The following is a 15,326-nucleotide window of genomic DNA, read 5'->3' on the forward strand; positions in this document are numbered from 1 at the left end:
AATGCAGCTTGAGGAGACCAGCTCATAAAAACTCATGCAAAGCAATCTTTATGAAAGCGATTTTTACGCCTGGACTCTAGAGCAGGTAAAGTTGCTGAAGGCAAGAGACTTTAGCCACCTTGATATTGCCCACCTCGTGGAGGAAATTGAAGCCTTGGGCAGGCAGGAGCGTCGGGAGCTAGAGAATGCCTAGGAGTCTTGATTGGGCATCTCCTGAAGTGGGACTATCAGCCGCAAAAACGGAGTAAAAGCTGGCGAGTCATGATTCAGATTCAGCGACGGGAGATTAAGGATTTATTGGAAGAGAATCCTAGCCTTCAGTCTTATCTCACGCAGGCGATCGCCAAGGCCTATTTGGCAGGACTAGATTTAGTGTGCTTGGAAACACCTCTAGACTATCAGGACTTACCTGAAACCTGTCCCTACAGTCCAGAACAATTGCTGGATTCAGACTTTCCCGGAGACTTGCATTCCACGAAATAGGTCAGCATCAAAGTTGACATCCTCCCCGGCTTGTTAGCTTGCGCCCGCGTAGCAATAGGCCAAAGATTCCTAGGGCGCTCAAGCCGATGATCTTAAGTCGCTAGGGACTCCGTCCCGCTGGCGCGAACGGTGGGTTCTTACACCGAGTGCGGATCCGCTGCTCGTATCTCCCCAGGCGTCATTTCCGGCATGCCCTACCGTAGGTCGGCGTGGTTGCGGCCGACAGCAAGATGATAGAACGGCTCCCCCCTTGACGCTATCCTTCCCTGCCCTGCTAGCTTGCTCCTGCGCAGCGGTACGGCGGGGCTTGCTGCGCACCGGGTCAAGTGTGAGGCTATACTGGCAGTGACGACGTGGAGTCGCAGGATGGATACAGCACAGATTAAAGCCTTGGTGGAAAAAGCCCTAGAAGATAAAATTCTTACCCTTGAGGAGCATGGCCAGATTATTGATGCGGTGCTCTCCGATGGCCAAATTTCCGAAGAAGAGAAAAAAATTTTACAGGAACTCCTCGAACGGGTCGCCTCTGGGGAAATTGATTCCCAGTACTAGGATGTTTGAATCTGCACTCGCCCTTGGCGTAGGACGTGCCATTCCCCCGCTTGCCACTGCACCACGGTTGAGGGTTCTGGAGGCGTAGGGGGTAACTGCCAAGGGTAGAGCGTCAGCACTTGGGGAAACTCGCGAGCGATCGCCCCCAATTCAATAAGTGGGGGTTGACCTGAGCGGTTAACGCTGGTAGTGGCCAAGGGGCCTGTTTGCTCCAAGAGGGCTTGAGCAGGCGGCCAATCGGGAACCCGTAAGCCAATCGTGCCTGTACCTAGGGGGTTCAATCCGCGGGGGAGTTCAGCGGCAGGCAATACCAAGGTTACAGCACCTGGCCAATAACGCGCCGCCATTGCAGACCACTGTTCCCATTCAGCGGCAGTGCCACGTACAAACGGCCAGAGTTGCTCAGGGTTGGCGCCCATGAGGATCAAGGGTTTATCTGGTTGGCGCTCCTTGGCGATATAGATTAATTCCCCGCGATCGCAACGACTGGCCAAAGCGGGCACCGTATCGGTGGGAAAACTAATTAACCAATTGCCTGTGCGCACTGCGGCCACTAAAGCAGCTAGACTTACCTGTGCCATGCCTCCTTCCTACCAACCAACGGCAACCCCTTCTCCCCGCGGATCGGCTGCCCCTTCCAATTGTCCCTGATCTAAAACACGAATTAAGCTGGCATTGCCCCACGGGCGGGTTTGTTCGACCCGATAGCCCCACTGCTGCCATGTTTTGAGCCAAGGACGGGGGATGGTTGGCTCGACAAAGAGGGTATCCGGTGCCCATTGGTGATGAATGCGGGGATGACTGACAGCAGTAGCGGCATCCTGGCCTAAATCAACCACGTTCAGAAACAGTTGCAGCACCGTGGTGATGATTCGACTGCCCCCCGCTGAGCCTAGAACCATATGGAGGCGATTATCCCGTAGCACAATTGTCGGACTCATGCTGGAGAGGGGACGCTTGCCGGGGGCAATACCATTGGCAAGGGAGCTATTGTTCGCTTGAATACCGACAACCCCAAAGAGGTTGGGTTGATTGGGGGCAATGGCAAAATCGTCCATTTCGTTGTTGAGGAGAATGCCTGTTTGGGGCACAACCACACCTGCACCAAAAGGACCATTAATTGTAAACGTCAGGCTAACCGCATTCCCTTGGGCATCCACCACATTCAGGTGACTGGTATTATCCGACTCTGCAAGTTGGATCGGGGTTGCGGGAGCAACGGCTTCTTGAGCACGGGCACGCCGAGGGAGAATTTCTGTCACCCGCTGTTGGGCATAGCGACGACTGGTGAGGGTCGTTACGGGAACAGGCACAAAGTCACTATCCCCAAGATAACGGGCGCGATCAGCATAGGCAATTTGCATCACAGCGGCAAGGTAGTGACCGCGATCGTAGGGGGTGGAAGTAGGGGGAAGGAGTTGCCAGAGGTTGAGCATTTGCACAAGAGCAACACCCCCAGAAGAGGGGGGTGGCATCGAACAAACTTGAAATACACGGTAGGTGCCACAGATTGGCGATCGCCAAAGGGGAGTATAAGTTCGCAAATCCTCTTGTCTGATTTTGCCCCCTTGCTTTGCCATAAAGTCCGCGATCGCGCCAGCAATCCAACCCTCATAAAAGCTTTTTGGGTCGCGGGCGATCGCCCCCAAAGTTTTTGCCAACTCTGGCTGCCGAATGAGGGTGCCCAAGGGGGGAACTTGACCATACCTGAGGAAAATGCGCGCAGCGGTGGCATCTTGCTGAAGAACAGATTGGCGCATCGTCGCCCACTGCCGATAGCGGGAGGTAACGGCAAATCCCTGTTGGGCGGCCTGAATGGCAGGCGCCACCACCTGAGACCAAGGCAGTTGACCATAGTGTTGGTGCAAAGTGGCTAAGCCGGCAACGGTGCCGGGGGTGCCTGCGGCCAAGACGCCATCTAAACTGGCACGGGGAACTACCTCTCCTTTCTCATTCAGATACATGGTTGGTGTTGCTTGCAGGGGGGCCCGTTCCCGAAAATCAAGGGCATGGATGGTTTGAGAGGGAGCGTGATACACAAGGGCAAAGCCACCCCCGCCAATCCCAGCAGCATAGGGTTCAACCACTGAGATCATAAATGCCGTTGCCACGGCGGCATCCACAGCATTGCCCCCTTTTTTGAGAATCTCTATCCCTACTCTTGCTGCTGCGGGTTGTGCCGCTGTAACCATTCCCCGTTGGCTAATGGTTTGGGCTGGGGTGGGTGGGGCGGGAAAAAAGGTTACCGCTAGGACAATGCCTAGGAGGGGCGATCGCCCCCACTGCCCAAGCTTCCCTAGACTAAACCCTTGTCCCATAATTGATTTGGCTCAAAACTGCTGCGGAACGCCAGCCTGTAAAATACACGAAAAGAGGATTATTGCAAAATCTATCAACCGCCAAGATTCATTTTTGTCATGCCAAATTCACTTTTAGAAACCAGTTGGTGGGTGCCCTGTTATGGTTTGGTGGGTGCAGCCCTAACACTGCCCTGGGCCACCGGTTATGTGCGGCGCACCGGCCCTCGACCTGCTGCCTACTTTAACCTGCTCATGACCTTCGCTGCCTTTGTCCATGGCTTTTTTCTGTTGCAACAAACTCGCAGTGGCGCCACCACAACAATTGTTTGGCATTGGCTGCAAGCGCCCGGTCTAGACCTCTCCTTTTCGATTCTGGTCAATAGTGTCACCACCGCGGCAATGGAACTGGTGACGGGTCTGAGTATCTTGGCACAAATTTTTGCCCTTGGCTACCTGGAAAAGGACTGGGGCATGGCGCGGTTCTTTGCCCTCATGGGCTTTTTTGAAGCAGCCCTCAGTGGCATTGCCATCAGTAACTCCCTTCTACTTAGCTATGGCCTATTGGAGATGCTGACCCTCTCGACGTATTTGCTCGTTGGCTTTTGGTATGCTCAGCCGCTCGTGGTCAAAGCTGCACGGGATGCCTTTCTCACGAAACGGGTAGGGGATATTCTCCTGCTGATGGGGGTCGTTGCTGTGGGGAGCCTTGCGGGCAGCTATGATTTTCCCGATCTCTATGAATGGGCAGAACAGGTTAACTTACCGCAGGGTTGGGGCTTTTTACTGGGCTTGGCTCTCATTGCCGGTCCTACGGGGAAATGCGCCCAAGTGCCTTTACACCTCTGGCTGGATGAAGCAATGGAAGCCCCTAACCCTGCCTCAATCATGCGGAATTCGGTGGTGGTGGCTGCGGGTGCCTATATCCTGATTAAGCTACAGCCGATTCTTGTAGCTTGCCCAGGGGCAAATGCACTGTTGATTCTCATCGGTGCGGTGACGGCCATTAGTGAGTCGCTTGTCTCCATTGCTCAAATTGACATTAAACGCGCACTGTCTCACTCGACAAGTGCGTATCTGGGACTGGTCTTCATCGGTGTCGGCACGAACTGGACAGACTTTGCCCTGTTTGTATTGCTGACCCACGCGATCGCCAAGGCATTGCTCTTTATGAGTATTGGCAGCGTGATTATGACCACTAACTGTCAGGATTTAACGGAATTGGGCGGCCTAGGGGGACGGATGCCGGCCACCAGTTCGGCTTTTGTTGTTGGCGGTTTGTCCCTCATTGGCTGTCTGCCCCTTGGGGGTTTTTGGGCTTTCTATCGGGGTATAGACTACTATTGGCCCGACCTCCCTTGGCTAGTGGGCTTGATTTTGCTGGTGAATCTGTTGACGGCGGTAAACCTCACCCGTGTCTTTCGCTTAGTCTTTTTAGGTCCTACGCAACCCAAAACCCGCCGTGCCCCTGAAGTGCCTTGGCCTTTAGCTGTGCCGATGGTAACGTTGAGTGTTTTGAATTTGCTGGTGCCCTTTATCTTGCAGCGAGTGCAGTTGTTGCCGGAGACAATTGACTGGAGAATTGTGGCTCTCTTGGTGGTGTCCGGCGGAGCGGGGATTCTTTTGGGCGGCTTTGTGACCCTCAAGCGCAGTTGGACGCGCTCCATTAAGGTGCCCTTACGCTTTGTGCAGGATCTGCTGGCCTACGACTTTTACATTGAGGAACTCTACCGTTATACCGTGGTTTGGGCAGTGCGATCCCTCTCGCAGTTGAGCGCCTGGGTGGATCGCCAGATTGTGGATCGAATTGTGAATACCACGGGTGTGGCCTCCCTTGTCGGAGGGGAGTTGCTGAAGTACAGTGCCAGTGGTCAATCCCAAGCCTATTTACTGCTGGTATTTATTGGTGTGGCGATTCTTGGGGGGGCGATCGCATGGCTACTCCTGTAATGCCGCTGTTGAGTCTCCTCCTCTGGGTGCCCTTGCTCGGTGCAGTGGCTCTCACTCTATTACCCTCTGAAACAAGGGGACAAACCTATCGCACTTTGGCAGCCATAGTGATCGCGATCGCCCTTGGGGTGAGTCTCGCGATCGCTCGCCTGTTTGATCCGAGTAATGCGGCGCCGCAATTAATAGAGGTGATTCCCTGGTTAGAGCCACTGGGGTTGAGCTATCGCCTGAGTGTGGATGGTCTGTCGCTGCCGCTATTGGTTTTGAATAACTTCCTAACATTGATTGCCCTGTTGGCCACCTCTGTCCATCTGCCCCGTCCTCGGTTGTATTACCCCCTGGTACTGCTGTTGAATGCTGGCGTCAGTGGTGCCTTTTTGGCCGACAATTTGCTGCTCTTTTTCCTCTTTTATGAATTGGAGTTGATTCCCCTGTATCTTTTGATTGCGATTTGGGGTGGGGCACGGCGTAGTTATGCAGCCACGAAGTTTTTGATTTATACGGCTCTTTCTGGGGTGCTGCTTCTAGCGGGCTTTCTGGGATTGGTGTGGTTAGCCGATGCTCCCTCCTTTGATTTTGATCCCCAGTTGTCAACCCTACTGCCCTTGAGTTCGCAAGTGATCCTACTGGGGCTGATTTTAGTGGGGTTTGGTATTAAGATTCCCCTCGTGCCCTTCCATACTTGGCTACCGGATGCCCACGTTGAAGCCTCCACTCCCATTTCAGTTCTACTCGCAGGGGTACTCCTCAAACTGGGTACCTATGGGTTGGTGCGCTTTGGCGTGCAGTTATTCCCCCAAGCATGGCAGGTGTTAGCGCCCCTATTGGCCACGTGGGCGGTGGTCAGCGTCCTCTACGGTTCCCTGATGGCGATCGCCCAAACGGATATGAAAAAAATGGTGGCCTACAGCTCCATTGGGCATATGGGGTTTGTCCTTTTGGCCACTGCAACGGCCACACCCTTGAGTATTCTGGCAGCCATTGCCCAAATGATGAGCCACGGGCTAATTTCCGCTCTCCTTTTTCTGCTGGTGGGGGTTGTCTATGAAAAAACCGGCAGTCGCAACATTGAGGTGCTACGGGGATTGCTGAACCCAGAGCGGGGTTTACCCCTCATTGGCAGCTTGATGATTGTCGGTGTCATGGCCAGTGGCGGGATCCCCGGTATGGTTGGCTTTGTTGCCGAGTTCTTGATCTTTCGCAGCAGTTTTCTCACCTTTCCGGTGCAGACGCTCCTGTGTATGGTGGGAACAGGCTTGACGGCCGTGTATTTTCTGTTGCTGGTGAACCGCGTCTTTTTTGGTCGGCTACCCAATGAGCTAACGGATTTACCCCCAGTTGCTTGGGGCGATCGCCTACCCAGCCTAATCTTGGCCACGCTAATCTTAATGTTAGGAATTGCTCCCAACTGGTTGATTCACTGGAGCAAAACCACCGTTGATTTGCTAACCCCCACTGTTGTGACACTGCCCACCCTATGACATTACTTCGTCCGACGCTTACCTCCCACTCTCCTGAGTTGCGGACTGTGATTTTAGAGCGACTGCTGCGGGGTCAAGCCCTGTTGCCGGATACACCAACCCATGTCATGGAAGTGGTGGGCATTCTCAAAAGCTATGGGGTAGTGCTCAAAGCCTACGCCGAAAACCTCTGTGACATTAGTGAGCGGCAGTTCCTGGTGCTCTTTCCCTTTTTTAAGTACTTTAATGGCGAAATTACCATTCCCAAGCTACTGCGCCACTGGTGGCACGACCGCATTAACTATGAGTATGCCGAATACTGCATGCGCGCCATGATGTGGCATGGGGGTGGGGGTCTTGATGCCTTCTTGGATTCGGCAGAATTTCGCCAATTAGCCGGCAAGGCAATTGCGGCTAAGCTGCGGGGCAATCCCCTCATGCAACTGCTAAATCAGCTCTTTCCAGAATTTTTGCTGGAAACGGTGCGGATGCTTTGCTACTACAGTGGCTTGGGGCAGTTTTGGACGGTGATGTATCCCATTTTCTTGACCTTGAGCGATCGCTACGATGCGGGTGAGATTCGCAGTATTCCCGATGTGGTGGATCACATTCGCGCCGGTCTAATTGCGGAGGCGCATCGCCCCATTACCTACAGCGTCAAAATCCACGGTCAAACCTACGACATCCTCCCCCCCAGTGCCAACCTTACCTTTCTAGCCGACACGGCCATTCCCTACATCGAAGCGGTCTTCCTGCGGGGCACCCCCTTCTTTGGCTTGGTTTCCTTCAACGCCCAAGCCCAGCAAATTTCCCGCGAGCAAGCGGAGTTTAGCTATGGTGCTCTCTTTGCCGATCCCATTCCCACGGGTGCTGCCGGCATTCCCCCCACCCTGCTAATGCAGGATATGCGGCACTATCTCCCCCCCTATCTACTGGAGTTCTATCGCCGCCACGGTCGGGGAGAAGGCGATTTGCGGGTGAAAATCTGCCAGACCTTCCAAAAGTCAATGTTTTGCGTCACCACAGCAGCAATCACTGCCCTTGCCCCCTATCCCTGGACGACCACTGACCCCCAAGAGCAAGCTGCCAATCGTGCCTTCTACGAAACATGGCTGGATCGCCTCGAAACCTCCCGCCTCTGGAGTGTTCAAATGGGCAATTAAGCAAGGCTCAGGCCGCGATAAGATAGTATGGCAGTTCATCTCCCTCCATTGACAATAAAATGACCCACATTGATTGGCTTGCGCAAACGGATCCCTTGGTTGCTGAAATGGTACAGCGGGAACTCCAACGGCAGCGGCAACACCTTGAACTGATTGCCAGCGAGAACTTTACTTCTCCTGCGGTGATGGCCGCTCAAGGCACAGTTCTCACCAACAAATATGCCGAGGGCTTGCCCGGCAAACGCTACTACGGTGGCTGTGAATTTGTGGATGAAGTAGAGCAATTGGCCATTGATCGCGCCAAGGAACTCTTTGGTGCTGCCCACGCCAACGTTCAGCCCCACTCCGGTGCCCAAGCCAATTTTGCCGTCTTTTTGGCACTGCTCAATCCGGGCGATACGATCATGGGCATGGACTTGTCCCACGGCGGCCATCTCACCCACGGTTCGCCCGTCAACGTTTCCGGCAAATGGTTTAACGTGATCCACTACGGTGTCCACCCTGAAACGGAACGCCTCGATATGGATCAGGTGCGGGATTTAGCGCAGCGGCATCGTCCCAAGCTCATTATCTGCGGCTATTCCGCCTATCCTCGGCAGATTCCCTTTGCCGAGTTTCGCCAAATTGCCGATGAGGTGGGGGCTTACTTAATGGCTGATATTGCCCACATTGCCGGTTTGGTTGCCACGGGTCACCATCCTAACCCCGTGCCCATTTGTGATGTAGTCACCACCACCACCCACAAAACTCTGCGCGGCCCTCGCGGCGGCCTCATTCTTACCCGTGATGAAGAGTTGGGCAAAAAACTGGATAAGGCTGTCTTTCCCGGTAGCCAAGGCGGGCCATTGGAACACGTGATTGCTGCTAAAGCTGTGGCCTTTGGTGAAGCCCTCAAGCCAGAATTCAAAGCCTACTCTGGTCAAGTCATCCGCAATGCCCAAGCCCTCGCTGCCGGACTGCAGGCACGCCAACTGCGTCTTGTTTCTGGCGGAACCGATAACCACTTGATGCTCATTGACCTGCGATCGGTGAACCTGACGGGCAAAGAAGCCGATCGCCTGATGGGGGAAATTAATATCACCACTAACAAAAATACAATCCCCTTTGATCCGGCCTCTCCCTTTGTTACCAGTGGTCTGCGGTTAGGAACACCTGCGTTGACAACCCGCGGCTTCACTGAAGCTGAGTTTAGGGAAATCGCCGAAATTATTAGCGATCGCCTACATGCTCCCACCGATGAAGCCGTCAAGCACCGCTGCCGTGAGCGGGTGGCAGCTCTCTGCACCAAATTTCCCCTTTATCCTCACTTGCCATTGCCGCAACCGGTGCTAGCCTGAAGGGGAATCCTGCCCCTTTCTTGAGCAGATGCTGTACCACCTGATTGCCTTTCTTGCTGCCATTGCCGTTGTCCTCTTGGTCACCCCCATTGTCAATGACCTTGGACATAAAGCTGGGTTTGTCGATCAACCCAATGAGCGCAAGATTCACACTCGCCCGATGGTGCGCCTCGGAGGCGTCTCTATCTTTCTCGGTAATCTGGTGGCACTACTCATTGTCTGGAATGCGGGTGGGTTCGGTGTCCTCCCCCAGCCAGCGGAGTATCAAATTTGGGGCGTTACCCTAGGGGGAGTGGCCTTTTTCCTCATTGGCTTAGCGGATGATCTTCTCACTTTACCGGCGCTTCTACGCCTTGTCCTGCAATTTCTGGTGGCGGGGATTGTCTGGGCGGTGGGCGTGAAAATTCGCATTATTACTGTGCCCTTTGTGGGCATGGTTGACCTCGGCTGGCTCAGTTTACCCCTGACCACGGTCTGGCTGGTGGGGATTGCCAATGCCATTAACTTCATTGACGGTGTGGATGGTCTAGCAGCGGGGGTGTCCGGTATTGCCGCGTCTGCAATGTTTTTCGTCTGTATGCTTATGGGCGAGCCAGAGGCAGGACTTTTGGCTGCGGCTCTAGCAGGGGGTGCACTGGGCTTTTTGCGCTATAACTTTAATCCTGCCCAAATTTTCATGGGGGATGGGGGTGCCTACTTCATGGGGTTTACCCTTGCAGGATTGGGGGTCATTGGTCTGGTTAAAGCCTATACAGCGGTGGCTATTCTAGTGCCTCTGTTGATTCTGGCAGTGCCGATTGTGGATACATCAACCGTTGTTTTTAACCGCCTCCTGAAGGGGCAATCTCCCTTTGCTCCTGACAAGAGACACTTACACCATCGCCTTCTTAAGGCCGGTCTTTCGCAGCGGGTAACGGTACTGTTTATCTACTGCTTGACGCTGTGGGTGGGTAGTCTTGCTTTGGCTTTGGCGGGTTTACCGGGGGGATGGGGCTATGCGGTGGCGGCGTCCCTTTTAATGGGCTTTGCTTCATGGTATGTCTGGCAGCGAGTGCGCAGCAGCGAAAATGACTGAAACAATGAGTGCAGAAATTATTTGCGTGGGCACGGAATTGCTCCTCGGGGAGATTCTCAACAGTAATGCCCAGTTTTTAGCGCAACAACTGGCGAGCTTAGGCATTCCCCACTATTACCAAACTGTGGTTGGCGACAATCCCACGCGGATTAAAAAAGTCGTGGCCATTGCCTGCGATCGCGCCCGTCTGTTGATTTTCACCGGCGGCCTTGGCCCCACTCCCGATGATCTCACCACCGAAACCCTAGCGGATTTTTTTCAAGCCCCCCTGGAAGAGCGCCCGGAAATTATTGCTGACCTAGAACGCAAGTATGCCCATCGCGGCGGCTTCAGCCCCAGTAATCGCAAGCAAGCCCTCTTGCCGGTAGGGGCACAGATTCTCCCCAATCCCCTGGGAACAGCCCCCGGCATGATCTGGCAGCCGCGCACAGGTCTCATCATTCTCACCTTTCCCGGCGTGCCTGCGGAAATGAAACGGATGTGGCAAGAAACGGCAGTGCCTTTTTTACGCTCCCAAGGCTGGGGAAAAGAGGTCATTTACAGCCGTGTGCTGCGGTTTTGGGGTATTCCCGAAGCCCTGCTGGCCGAAAAAGTGGCGGCTCAAATTGCCCGAGAGCACCCCACGGTGGCTCCCTATGCAAGCGACGGTGAAACCCGCCTCCGCATTACCGTACGTGCCAAGGATGAAGCAACGGCTCAACAACTGATTCAGCCGGTCGAAGCAGAAATTCGCCAAATTACCGGCATGGATTGCTACGGCGTTGATGAAGATACGCTCGCATCTGTGGTTGCTCGCCTTCTCCAAGAGCGACACCAAACCGTGGCCGTGGCGGAGTCCTGTACGGGCGGCGGCCTTGGGGAAATGCTGACCCGCCTAGCGGGGAGTTCCCTCTACTTCAAGGGGGGCGTCATCGCCTATGCAAATGAAGTGAAGGTGAATCTACTGGGCGTTGATGCTCAGGTCTTACACCAGCTGGGGGCTGTGAGTGCGGAGGTGGCCGCCCAAATGGCGCTGGGGGTTAAGGCCCGCTTGGCCAGTGATTGGGGCATTAGTATTACGGGGATTGCAGGGCCGGGGGGAGCAACGCCCACTAAACCTGTGGGGCTGGTCTATATTGGCGTGGCATTGCCCAATGGCGAAGTGATTACCCATGAATTTCGCCTCAGTGGTCAACGCGGCCGGGATTGGGTGCGGCAGTTGAGTGTAATGAATGCCTTGGATGTATTGCGGCGGCAACTCTTGATGAACCCATGAGTCACGCTCTGCTTTGGTTACCCCTATTGGCGGTTTTTGTGGTTCTGGTATGGCTGGGCTGGGTCGAGTCCCGCAAGCTAGAACACTATCGCCACTGGGCGCAACAGTTTGAGGCAAGCAAGTACGATATTGCCGCTGTCCTTGGTCAGCAGGGCGATCGCCTGATCTGGGGACAACCGACGCGACAGGGTATTGTCAATTTGCAAACCTGTGAATTCTCGGCCATCCAGAGCGTCTGGGTCGAGGGTGGGGGCCGGCGGCTTGAGACAGAGAGTGATCGTTTTAGGGGAACCATTTATCTGGTGTTGCAAACCCCCACAGGAGAGTGCCATCGCATTCCCTTTACAGAACTCTCCCTTGCCTTGGCGTGGCGCGATCGCCTGCAATCAAAACTTGCGGGTAAAATTGAGAGCGAGTTTGCATAGGTTCTCAACCTGTATGAAACATATCGTGGCGCTGGTGCCCGGTGGTATCGGTGATCAAATTCTTTTTTTTCCCACCCTTGACGATCTCAAAGCCCATTTTCCCCAAGCGCGGTTAGATGTAGTCGCTGAACCCCGTGCCGTTGCGGCCTACCAACTCAGCAGCAGTGTCCACCAGGTCATTCCCTTTGACTTCAAAAACCGCAATGCCCTTGCCGACTGGGCAAACTTCATTGGTACACTCCGCGAGGGCGAGTACGACGCCATTCTTTCCTTGGGGCGGAGTAAAGCCGTGCGCTTCTTGCTCTGGCTGACGGGGATTCCCAAGCGGGTTGGCTTTGCTCAATTCAATCCTTTGGGGTTTCTTACCGATGCTGTGCCGCTCAACCTCAATCAGTACGCCGCTGCCACCTACCACGACTTACTCAAAGCCTTTGGCATCACCGCCCCCTGTCCTCTGCCCAAGGTCGTTATTACTGAGGCGGATCAAGAGTGGGCAACGGCAGAGCGGCACCGCTTGGGGATGACTGAGAGGTATCGCCTCTTGCACGGTGGCTCAAGTCAGATGGCACTCACCAAAGGGATTCAGAAAATTTACCCCCCTGCTGCATGGGCTGAGGTCATCCAGACCCTACAACAGCAGGAGCCGCATCTGCCCTGTATCGTGGTCTGTGGGCCTGAGGATCAAGCATGGGTGGAAGCACTATCCCAAGCCCTGCCCAACATTCAGATTAGCCGCCCACCCGATCTGCGCAAGCTAGCTGCCCTCATGCAACAGGCACAACAAATCCTCTGTACCGATAGTGGTCCAATGCACATTGGCGTGGCAGTGGGGACTCCCCTAGTGGCGCTCTTTGGCCCTACAGATCCCGCGAAACTCTTGCCTGCGGATCCGCGTTTTCGTGCCGTCAAGTCCCCCACAGGCAACATGGCCGACATTCCAGTTGCAGCCGTGATTGAGGCGGCGCGCCATGGCTAGACCGGCTGTTTTCCTGGATCGCGACGGCGTGCTAAACCAAGAGGTGGGCTATATTCACCGCCTTGAGGACTTGCAGCTCATCCCCGGTGTGGCTCAAGCAGTACGACGACTCAATGAGGCCGGCTGGTTTTGCTGCTTAGCCTCCAATCAATCGGGTCCGGCGCGGGATTATTACAGCATTGATCATGTCCATGCCCTCCACCAAAGACTCCAGGAATTACTGGCTGCAAGTGCCAGTGCCGTGTTGGATGCGGTTTACTTCTGTCCCGATCTCAGCCGCCCGGAAGGGGGAGTTGTAGCCGACTACGCAGGCTGGACGACATGGCGCAAACCCAATACCGGTATGCTGGTAGCAGCGGCTTGGGATCACGACTTGGATTTAAGACGCAGTGTCATGGTGGGAGATAAGGCCACCGATATTGATCTGGCGCGAAATGCCGGCTGCTATGGCATTTTGGTACAGACGGGCTTCGGCGATCGCGTGCTTGAGGGGAGCTACCAACACACCAGTCAACCCGATTACATTGCAGAGGATTTAGCCGCTGCCGTAGAGTGGATTTGTACTCACCTTGCGCCCCGTTAGGGATGACTTCATCGCCAGACTATACCAAGCCTCCCCTCGCCTTGCTCTTACTTGTGGTGTTGGGCTACGTACTCGTAGGGTGGTATCTGTCTGCCTATCCTTGGATGTGGTCAGCCTATGCCTGTTTTTTTGCAGCTATTCTGACAGTATTTATCGTAGGTGGTACCTCTAGTCTGTTGCGCTCCAAACAGAACAATCCCAAGGGTATTTTCACCACCTTAATCCTGCGGATGGGTACCCCCAGTCTTTTTACCGTCTTGGTGCTGAGTACTGCCGTTACCCTTGCAATTATTGCCTTCCGGATCTTTAGTGTGATTGCCATTCTCATTGGCACCGAGATACTCGTGCGCATTGAAATGAAAGCCGCCGGCTACCAGAATTGGCAAATTGTGCTAGTACTGATTCCAACGGCGACTTTAGGGGTGTTTATTGGCTGGAGTATTGGGCACTACTTACCTTCTTCCCTAGAGGGGGCATCATTGCTCTTGGGGCTAAAGCAATAAACTTTCCAAGGCGCGTAGATTCGTAATGCACAGGCTCTCTTGATTGCGGCGAATAATGCCCTTCCGCTCCAGTTTCCCTAGCACCCGTGTCACCGTTTCCCGCGCCATGCCACTGAGACTGCTTAACTCACGGTGAGGTAAATTGGGAATTTCCAGGCCATCGGCTCCCTGTCGCCCCTGACCATCCGCTAAAAACAGCAGAATATCCGCCACCCGTGACGTACTGTCGGATTCCCGTAACCGTAGCCGCCGATTCAGTTGTCGTAGCCGCCGAGCCATCAACTTAGCAAGGCGGATGCCGGCTTGGGGTTCGGTATTGACCAGATTGACAAAATCCGTGGCGGGCATATTGGCCACCACCGTTGGCGTTAGAGTAATTACATCCGTTGAACGGGGCACTTCCTCCAAGGGTGCCATTTCCCCAAACAGTTCCCCTGGGCCAAGAATATTCAAGGTAACTTCTTTGCCATCAATGTTGTAGGTGCGAATTTTCACCCAGCCGCTGAGGATGAAGTAAACCGATGTTCCCCAGTCGTTTTCCAGCAAGATCACTCGGTTGGCAGGATGTTGCCGCGTCACCACATGGGCGAGTGCCTTTTCCACCACTGCCTGCGGTAAATCGCGAAAAAAGGGCGTATTTTGTAAAGATAGTTCGGGTGCAGGAGAACTACGCCGTTCTTGCATAGAGGTCAAGACCGAGAGCGCGAGAGCAGAGGCTAAGCGAATAGGTGGTCAGGCGTTGCAGGAAAATCAATACCTGTGATCTTACCATTGCTATCCATAATCACAATCAATGTATCGGTAACCTTACACTTAGCAAGCGCTACCTTGACATTTCTCTTATCAATTCTTGACGCAGACTTGACTCTATTGATGACTGTTCCTTCAGTTCCCCAAGCTTTCGGGGAAAACGGCTGCGGAGTGTAAAGTTTATTAAAGACCTTGACTCCTTTGGTTAGCCTTCGTCACAATGAGTTCCATAGGTTAAGACTTAAATTTTATCCTCAGGGCTGATTTGTAATAACTGCGGGTGAGTAGGTTGTGCCAATGCTAGAAACCCTTGAATTTGTGATTTATCCCGATGGCCGCGTCGTTGAAACGGTGACAGGCATTTCTGGGATGTCTTGTGCTGAGGTGACTGCTGCCATTGAAACGCAACTTGGGTGTGTCATTAGCCAACAGCCCACTGCAGAATACTACGCTTCCCAAGAGGAAGAAAACCAATTGGTTGTTCAATCTGTCCCCTCCCAGTGGTAATCGTTGAGGA

15 protein-coding genes and 1 pseudogene are annotated in these 15,326 nt (G+C 54.1%); 13 read left to right on the forward strand and 3 right to left on the reverse strand.

Annotated features, from left to right (window positions below):
* The first annotated feature begins 34 nt into the window (after positions 1–34).
* Positions 35–483: pseudogene (locus Q0711_RS03470) on the forward strand (DUF29 domain-containing protein).
* A 366-nt stretch (positions 484–849) separates the two neighbouring features.
* On the forward strand, positions 850–1,035 hold the full coding sequence (locus Q0711_RS03475) for a hypothetical protein (protein ID WP_298615812.1): 186 nt from the start codon (positions 850–852) through the stop codon (positions 1,033–1,035).
* On the opposite strand, the gene Q0711_RS03480 is transcribed toward Q0711_RS03475, so the two are convergent.
* Both Q0711_RS03480 and ggt read right to left on the reverse strand, forming a co-directional pair.
* Positions 1,032–1,616, reverse strand: a complete 585-nt coding sequence (locus tag Q0711_RS03480) for an L-threonylcarbamoyladenylate synthase (RefSeq protein ID WP_298615809.1) — start codon at positions 1,614–1,616, stop codon at positions 1,032–1,034. The genes Q0711_RS03475 and Q0711_RS03480 overlap by 4 nt on opposite strands.
* Positions 1,617–1,625: 9 nt before the next feature.
* The gene (gene ggt / locus Q0711_RS03485; protein WP_298615807.1) at positions 1,626–3,353 is read right to left on the reverse strand and encodes a gamma-glutamyltransferase; all 1,728 of its coding nucleotides are present in this window, start codon (positions 3,351–3,353) and stop codon (positions 1,626–1,628) included.
* Between the two features lie 99 nt (positions 3,354–3,452).
* Here ggt and Q0711_RS03490 point away from each other — a divergent pair, with 99 nt between their 5' ends.
* From Q0711_RS03490 to Q0711_RS03535, 10 genes are read left to right on the forward strand one after another with little or no spacing between them, the layout of a single operon-like run.
* Positions 3,453–5,282 carry an NAD(P)H-quinone oxidoreductase subunit F gene (locus tag Q0711_RS03490; RefSeq protein WP_298615803.1) on the forward strand — a complete coding sequence of 610 codons (1,830 nt, stop codon included), beginning with the start codon at positions 3,453–3,455 and terminating at the stop codon, positions 5,280–5,282.
* Positions 5,267–6,763: an NADH-quinone oxidoreductase subunit M gene (locus Q0711_RS03495; protein ID WP_298615801.1), complete on the forward strand. Its 1,497-nt coding sequence runs from the start codon at positions 5,267–5,269 to the stop codon at positions 6,761–6,763. The genes Q0711_RS03490 and Q0711_RS03495 overlap by 16 nt, the downstream gene beginning before the upstream one ends.
* On the forward strand, positions 6,760–7,905 hold the full coding sequence (locus tag Q0711_RS03500; protein ID WP_298615799.1) for a CO2 hydration protein: 1,146 nt from the start codon (positions 6,760–6,762) through the stop codon (positions 7,903–7,905). Before Q0711_RS03495 ends, Q0711_RS03500 begins: the two co-directional genes overlap by 4 nt.
* Positions 7,906–7,964: 59 nt before the next feature.
* Complete coding sequence (glyA, locus tag Q0711_RS03505; RefSeq protein WP_298615797.1) at positions 7,965–9,242, forward strand: serine hydroxymethyltransferase; 1,278 nt, start codon at positions 7,965–7,967, stop codon at positions 9,240–9,242.
* Positions 9,243–9,270: 28 nt separating this feature from the next.
* Positions 9,271–10,317 carry an MraY family glycosyltransferase gene (locus Q0711_RS03510; protein WP_299041603.1) on the forward strand — a complete coding sequence of 349 codons (1,047 nt, stop codon included), beginning with the start codon at positions 9,271–9,273 and terminating at the stop codon, positions 10,315–10,317.
* A 4-nt stretch (positions 10,318–10,321) separates the two neighbouring features.
* Complete coding sequence (locus Q0711_RS03515) at positions 10,322–11,572, forward strand: competence/damage-inducible protein A (RefSeq protein WP_366142465.1); 1,251 nt, start codon at positions 10,322–10,324, stop codon at positions 11,570–11,572.
* Entirely contained in the window at positions 11,569–11,997 is a 429-nt protein-coding gene (locus tag Q0711_RS03520) for a hypothetical protein (RefSeq protein WP_298615791.1), read from the forward strand. Before Q0711_RS03515 ends, Q0711_RS03520 begins: the two co-directional genes overlap by 4 nt.
* Positions 11,998–12,010: 13 nt before the next feature.
* Positions 12,011–12,973 (forward strand): glycosyltransferase family 9 protein, encoded by a 963-nt coding sequence (locus Q0711_RS03525; RefSeq protein ID WP_298615789.1) that lies wholly within the window; start codon positions 12,011–12,013, stop codon positions 12,971–12,973.
* Positions 12,966–13,556, forward strand: a complete 591-nt coding sequence (locus Q0711_RS03530) for an HAD family hydrolase (protein ID WP_298615787.1) — start codon at positions 12,966–12,968, stop codon at positions 13,554–13,556. The genes Q0711_RS03525 and Q0711_RS03530 overlap by 8 nt, the downstream gene beginning before the upstream one ends.
* 2 nt (positions 13,557–13,558) lie before the next feature.
* Positions 13,559–14,059 carry a hypothetical protein gene (locus Q0711_RS03535; RefSeq protein WP_298615785.1) on the forward strand — a complete coding sequence of 167 codons (501 nt, stop codon included), beginning with the start codon at positions 13,559–13,561 and terminating at the stop codon, positions 14,057–14,059.
* On the opposite strand, the gene Q0711_RS03540 is transcribed toward Q0711_RS03535, so the two are convergent.
* The gene (locus Q0711_RS03540; protein WP_149818430.1) at positions 14,048–14,743 is read right to left on the reverse strand and encodes a Crp/Fnr family transcriptional regulator; all 696 of its coding nucleotides are present in this window, start codon (positions 14,741–14,743) and stop codon (positions 14,048–14,050) included. The genes Q0711_RS03535 and Q0711_RS03540 overlap by 12 nt on opposite strands.
* A 363-nt stretch (positions 14,744–15,106) precedes the next feature.
* Here Q0711_RS03540 and Q0711_RS03545 point away from each other — a divergent pair, with 363 nt between their 5' ends.
* Positions 15,107–15,316 carry a DUF2997 domain-containing protein gene (locus tag Q0711_RS03545; RefSeq protein WP_298615783.1) on the forward strand — a complete coding sequence of 70 codons (210 nt, stop codon included), beginning with the start codon at positions 15,107–15,109 and terminating at the stop codon, positions 15,314–15,316.
* Positions 15,317–15,326: the final 10 nt, after the last annotated feature.

It is taken from the genome of uncultured Thermosynechococcus sp., assembly GCF_937958135.1.
GTDB lineage: Bacteria > Cyanobacteriota > Cyanobacteriia > Thermosynechococcales > Thermosynechococcaceae > Thermosynechococcus.

Excerpts from the sequence above, each read along its gene's own strand:
- Q0711_RS03475 (WP_298615812.1), top strand. The coding sequence starts at position 850 with ATGGATACAGCACAGATTAAAGCCTTGGTGGAAAAAGCCCTAGAAGAT.
- Q0711_RS03480 (WP_298615809.1), bottom strand. The coding sequence starts at position 1,616 with ATGGCACAGGTAAGTCTAGCTGCTTTAGTGGCCGCAGTGCGCACAGGC.
- ggt (WP_298615807.1), bottom strand. The coding sequence starts at position 3,353 with ATGGGACAAGGGTTTAGTCTAGGGAAGCTTGGGCAGTGGGGGCGATCG.
- Q0711_RS03490 (WP_298615803.1), top strand. The coding sequence starts at position 3,453 with ATGCCAAATTCACTTTTAGAAACCAGTTGGTGGGTGCCCTGTTATGGT.
- Q0711_RS03495 (WP_298615801.1), top strand. The coding sequence starts at position 5,267 with ATGGCTACTCCTGTAATGCCGCTGTTGAGTCTCCTCCTCTGGGTGCCC.
- Q0711_RS03500 (WP_298615799.1), top strand. The coding sequence starts at position 6,760 with ATGACATTACTTCGTCCGACGCTTACCTCCCACTCTCCTGAGTTGCGG.
- glyA (WP_298615797.1), top strand. The coding sequence starts at position 7,965 with ATGACCCACATTGATTGGCTTGCGCAAACGGATCCCTTGGTTGCTGAA.
- Q0711_RS03510 (WP_299041603.1), top strand. The coding sequence starts at position 9,271 with ATGCTGTACCACCTGATTGCCTTTCTTGCTGCCATTGCCGTTGTCCTC.
- Q0711_RS03515 (WP_366142465.1), top strand. The coding sequence starts at position 10,322 with ATGAGTGCAGAAATTATTTGCGTGGGCACGGAATTGCTCCTCGGGGAG.
- Q0711_RS03520 (WP_298615791.1), top strand. The coding sequence starts at position 11,569 with ATGAGTCACGCTCTGCTTTGGTTACCCCTATTGGCGGTTTTTGTGGTT.
- Q0711_RS03525 (WP_298615789.1), top strand. The coding sequence starts at position 12,011 with ATGAAACATATCGTGGCGCTGGTGCCCGGTGGTATCGGTGATCAAATT.
- Q0711_RS03530 (WP_298615787.1), top strand. The coding sequence starts at position 12,966 with ATGGCTAGACCGGCTGTTTTCCTGGATCGCGACGGCGTGCTAAACCAA.
- Q0711_RS03535 (WP_298615785.1), top strand. The coding sequence starts at position 13,559 with ATGACTTCATCGCCAGACTATACCAAGCCTCCCCTCGCCTTGCTCTTA.
- Q0711_RS03540 (WP_149818430.1), bottom strand. The coding sequence starts at position 14,743 with ATGCAAGAACGGCGTAGTTCTCCTGCACCCGAACTATCTTTACAAAAT.
- Q0711_RS03545 (WP_298615783.1), top strand. The coding sequence starts at position 15,107 with ATGCTAGAAACCCTTGAATTTGTGATTTATCCCGATGGCCGCGTCGTT.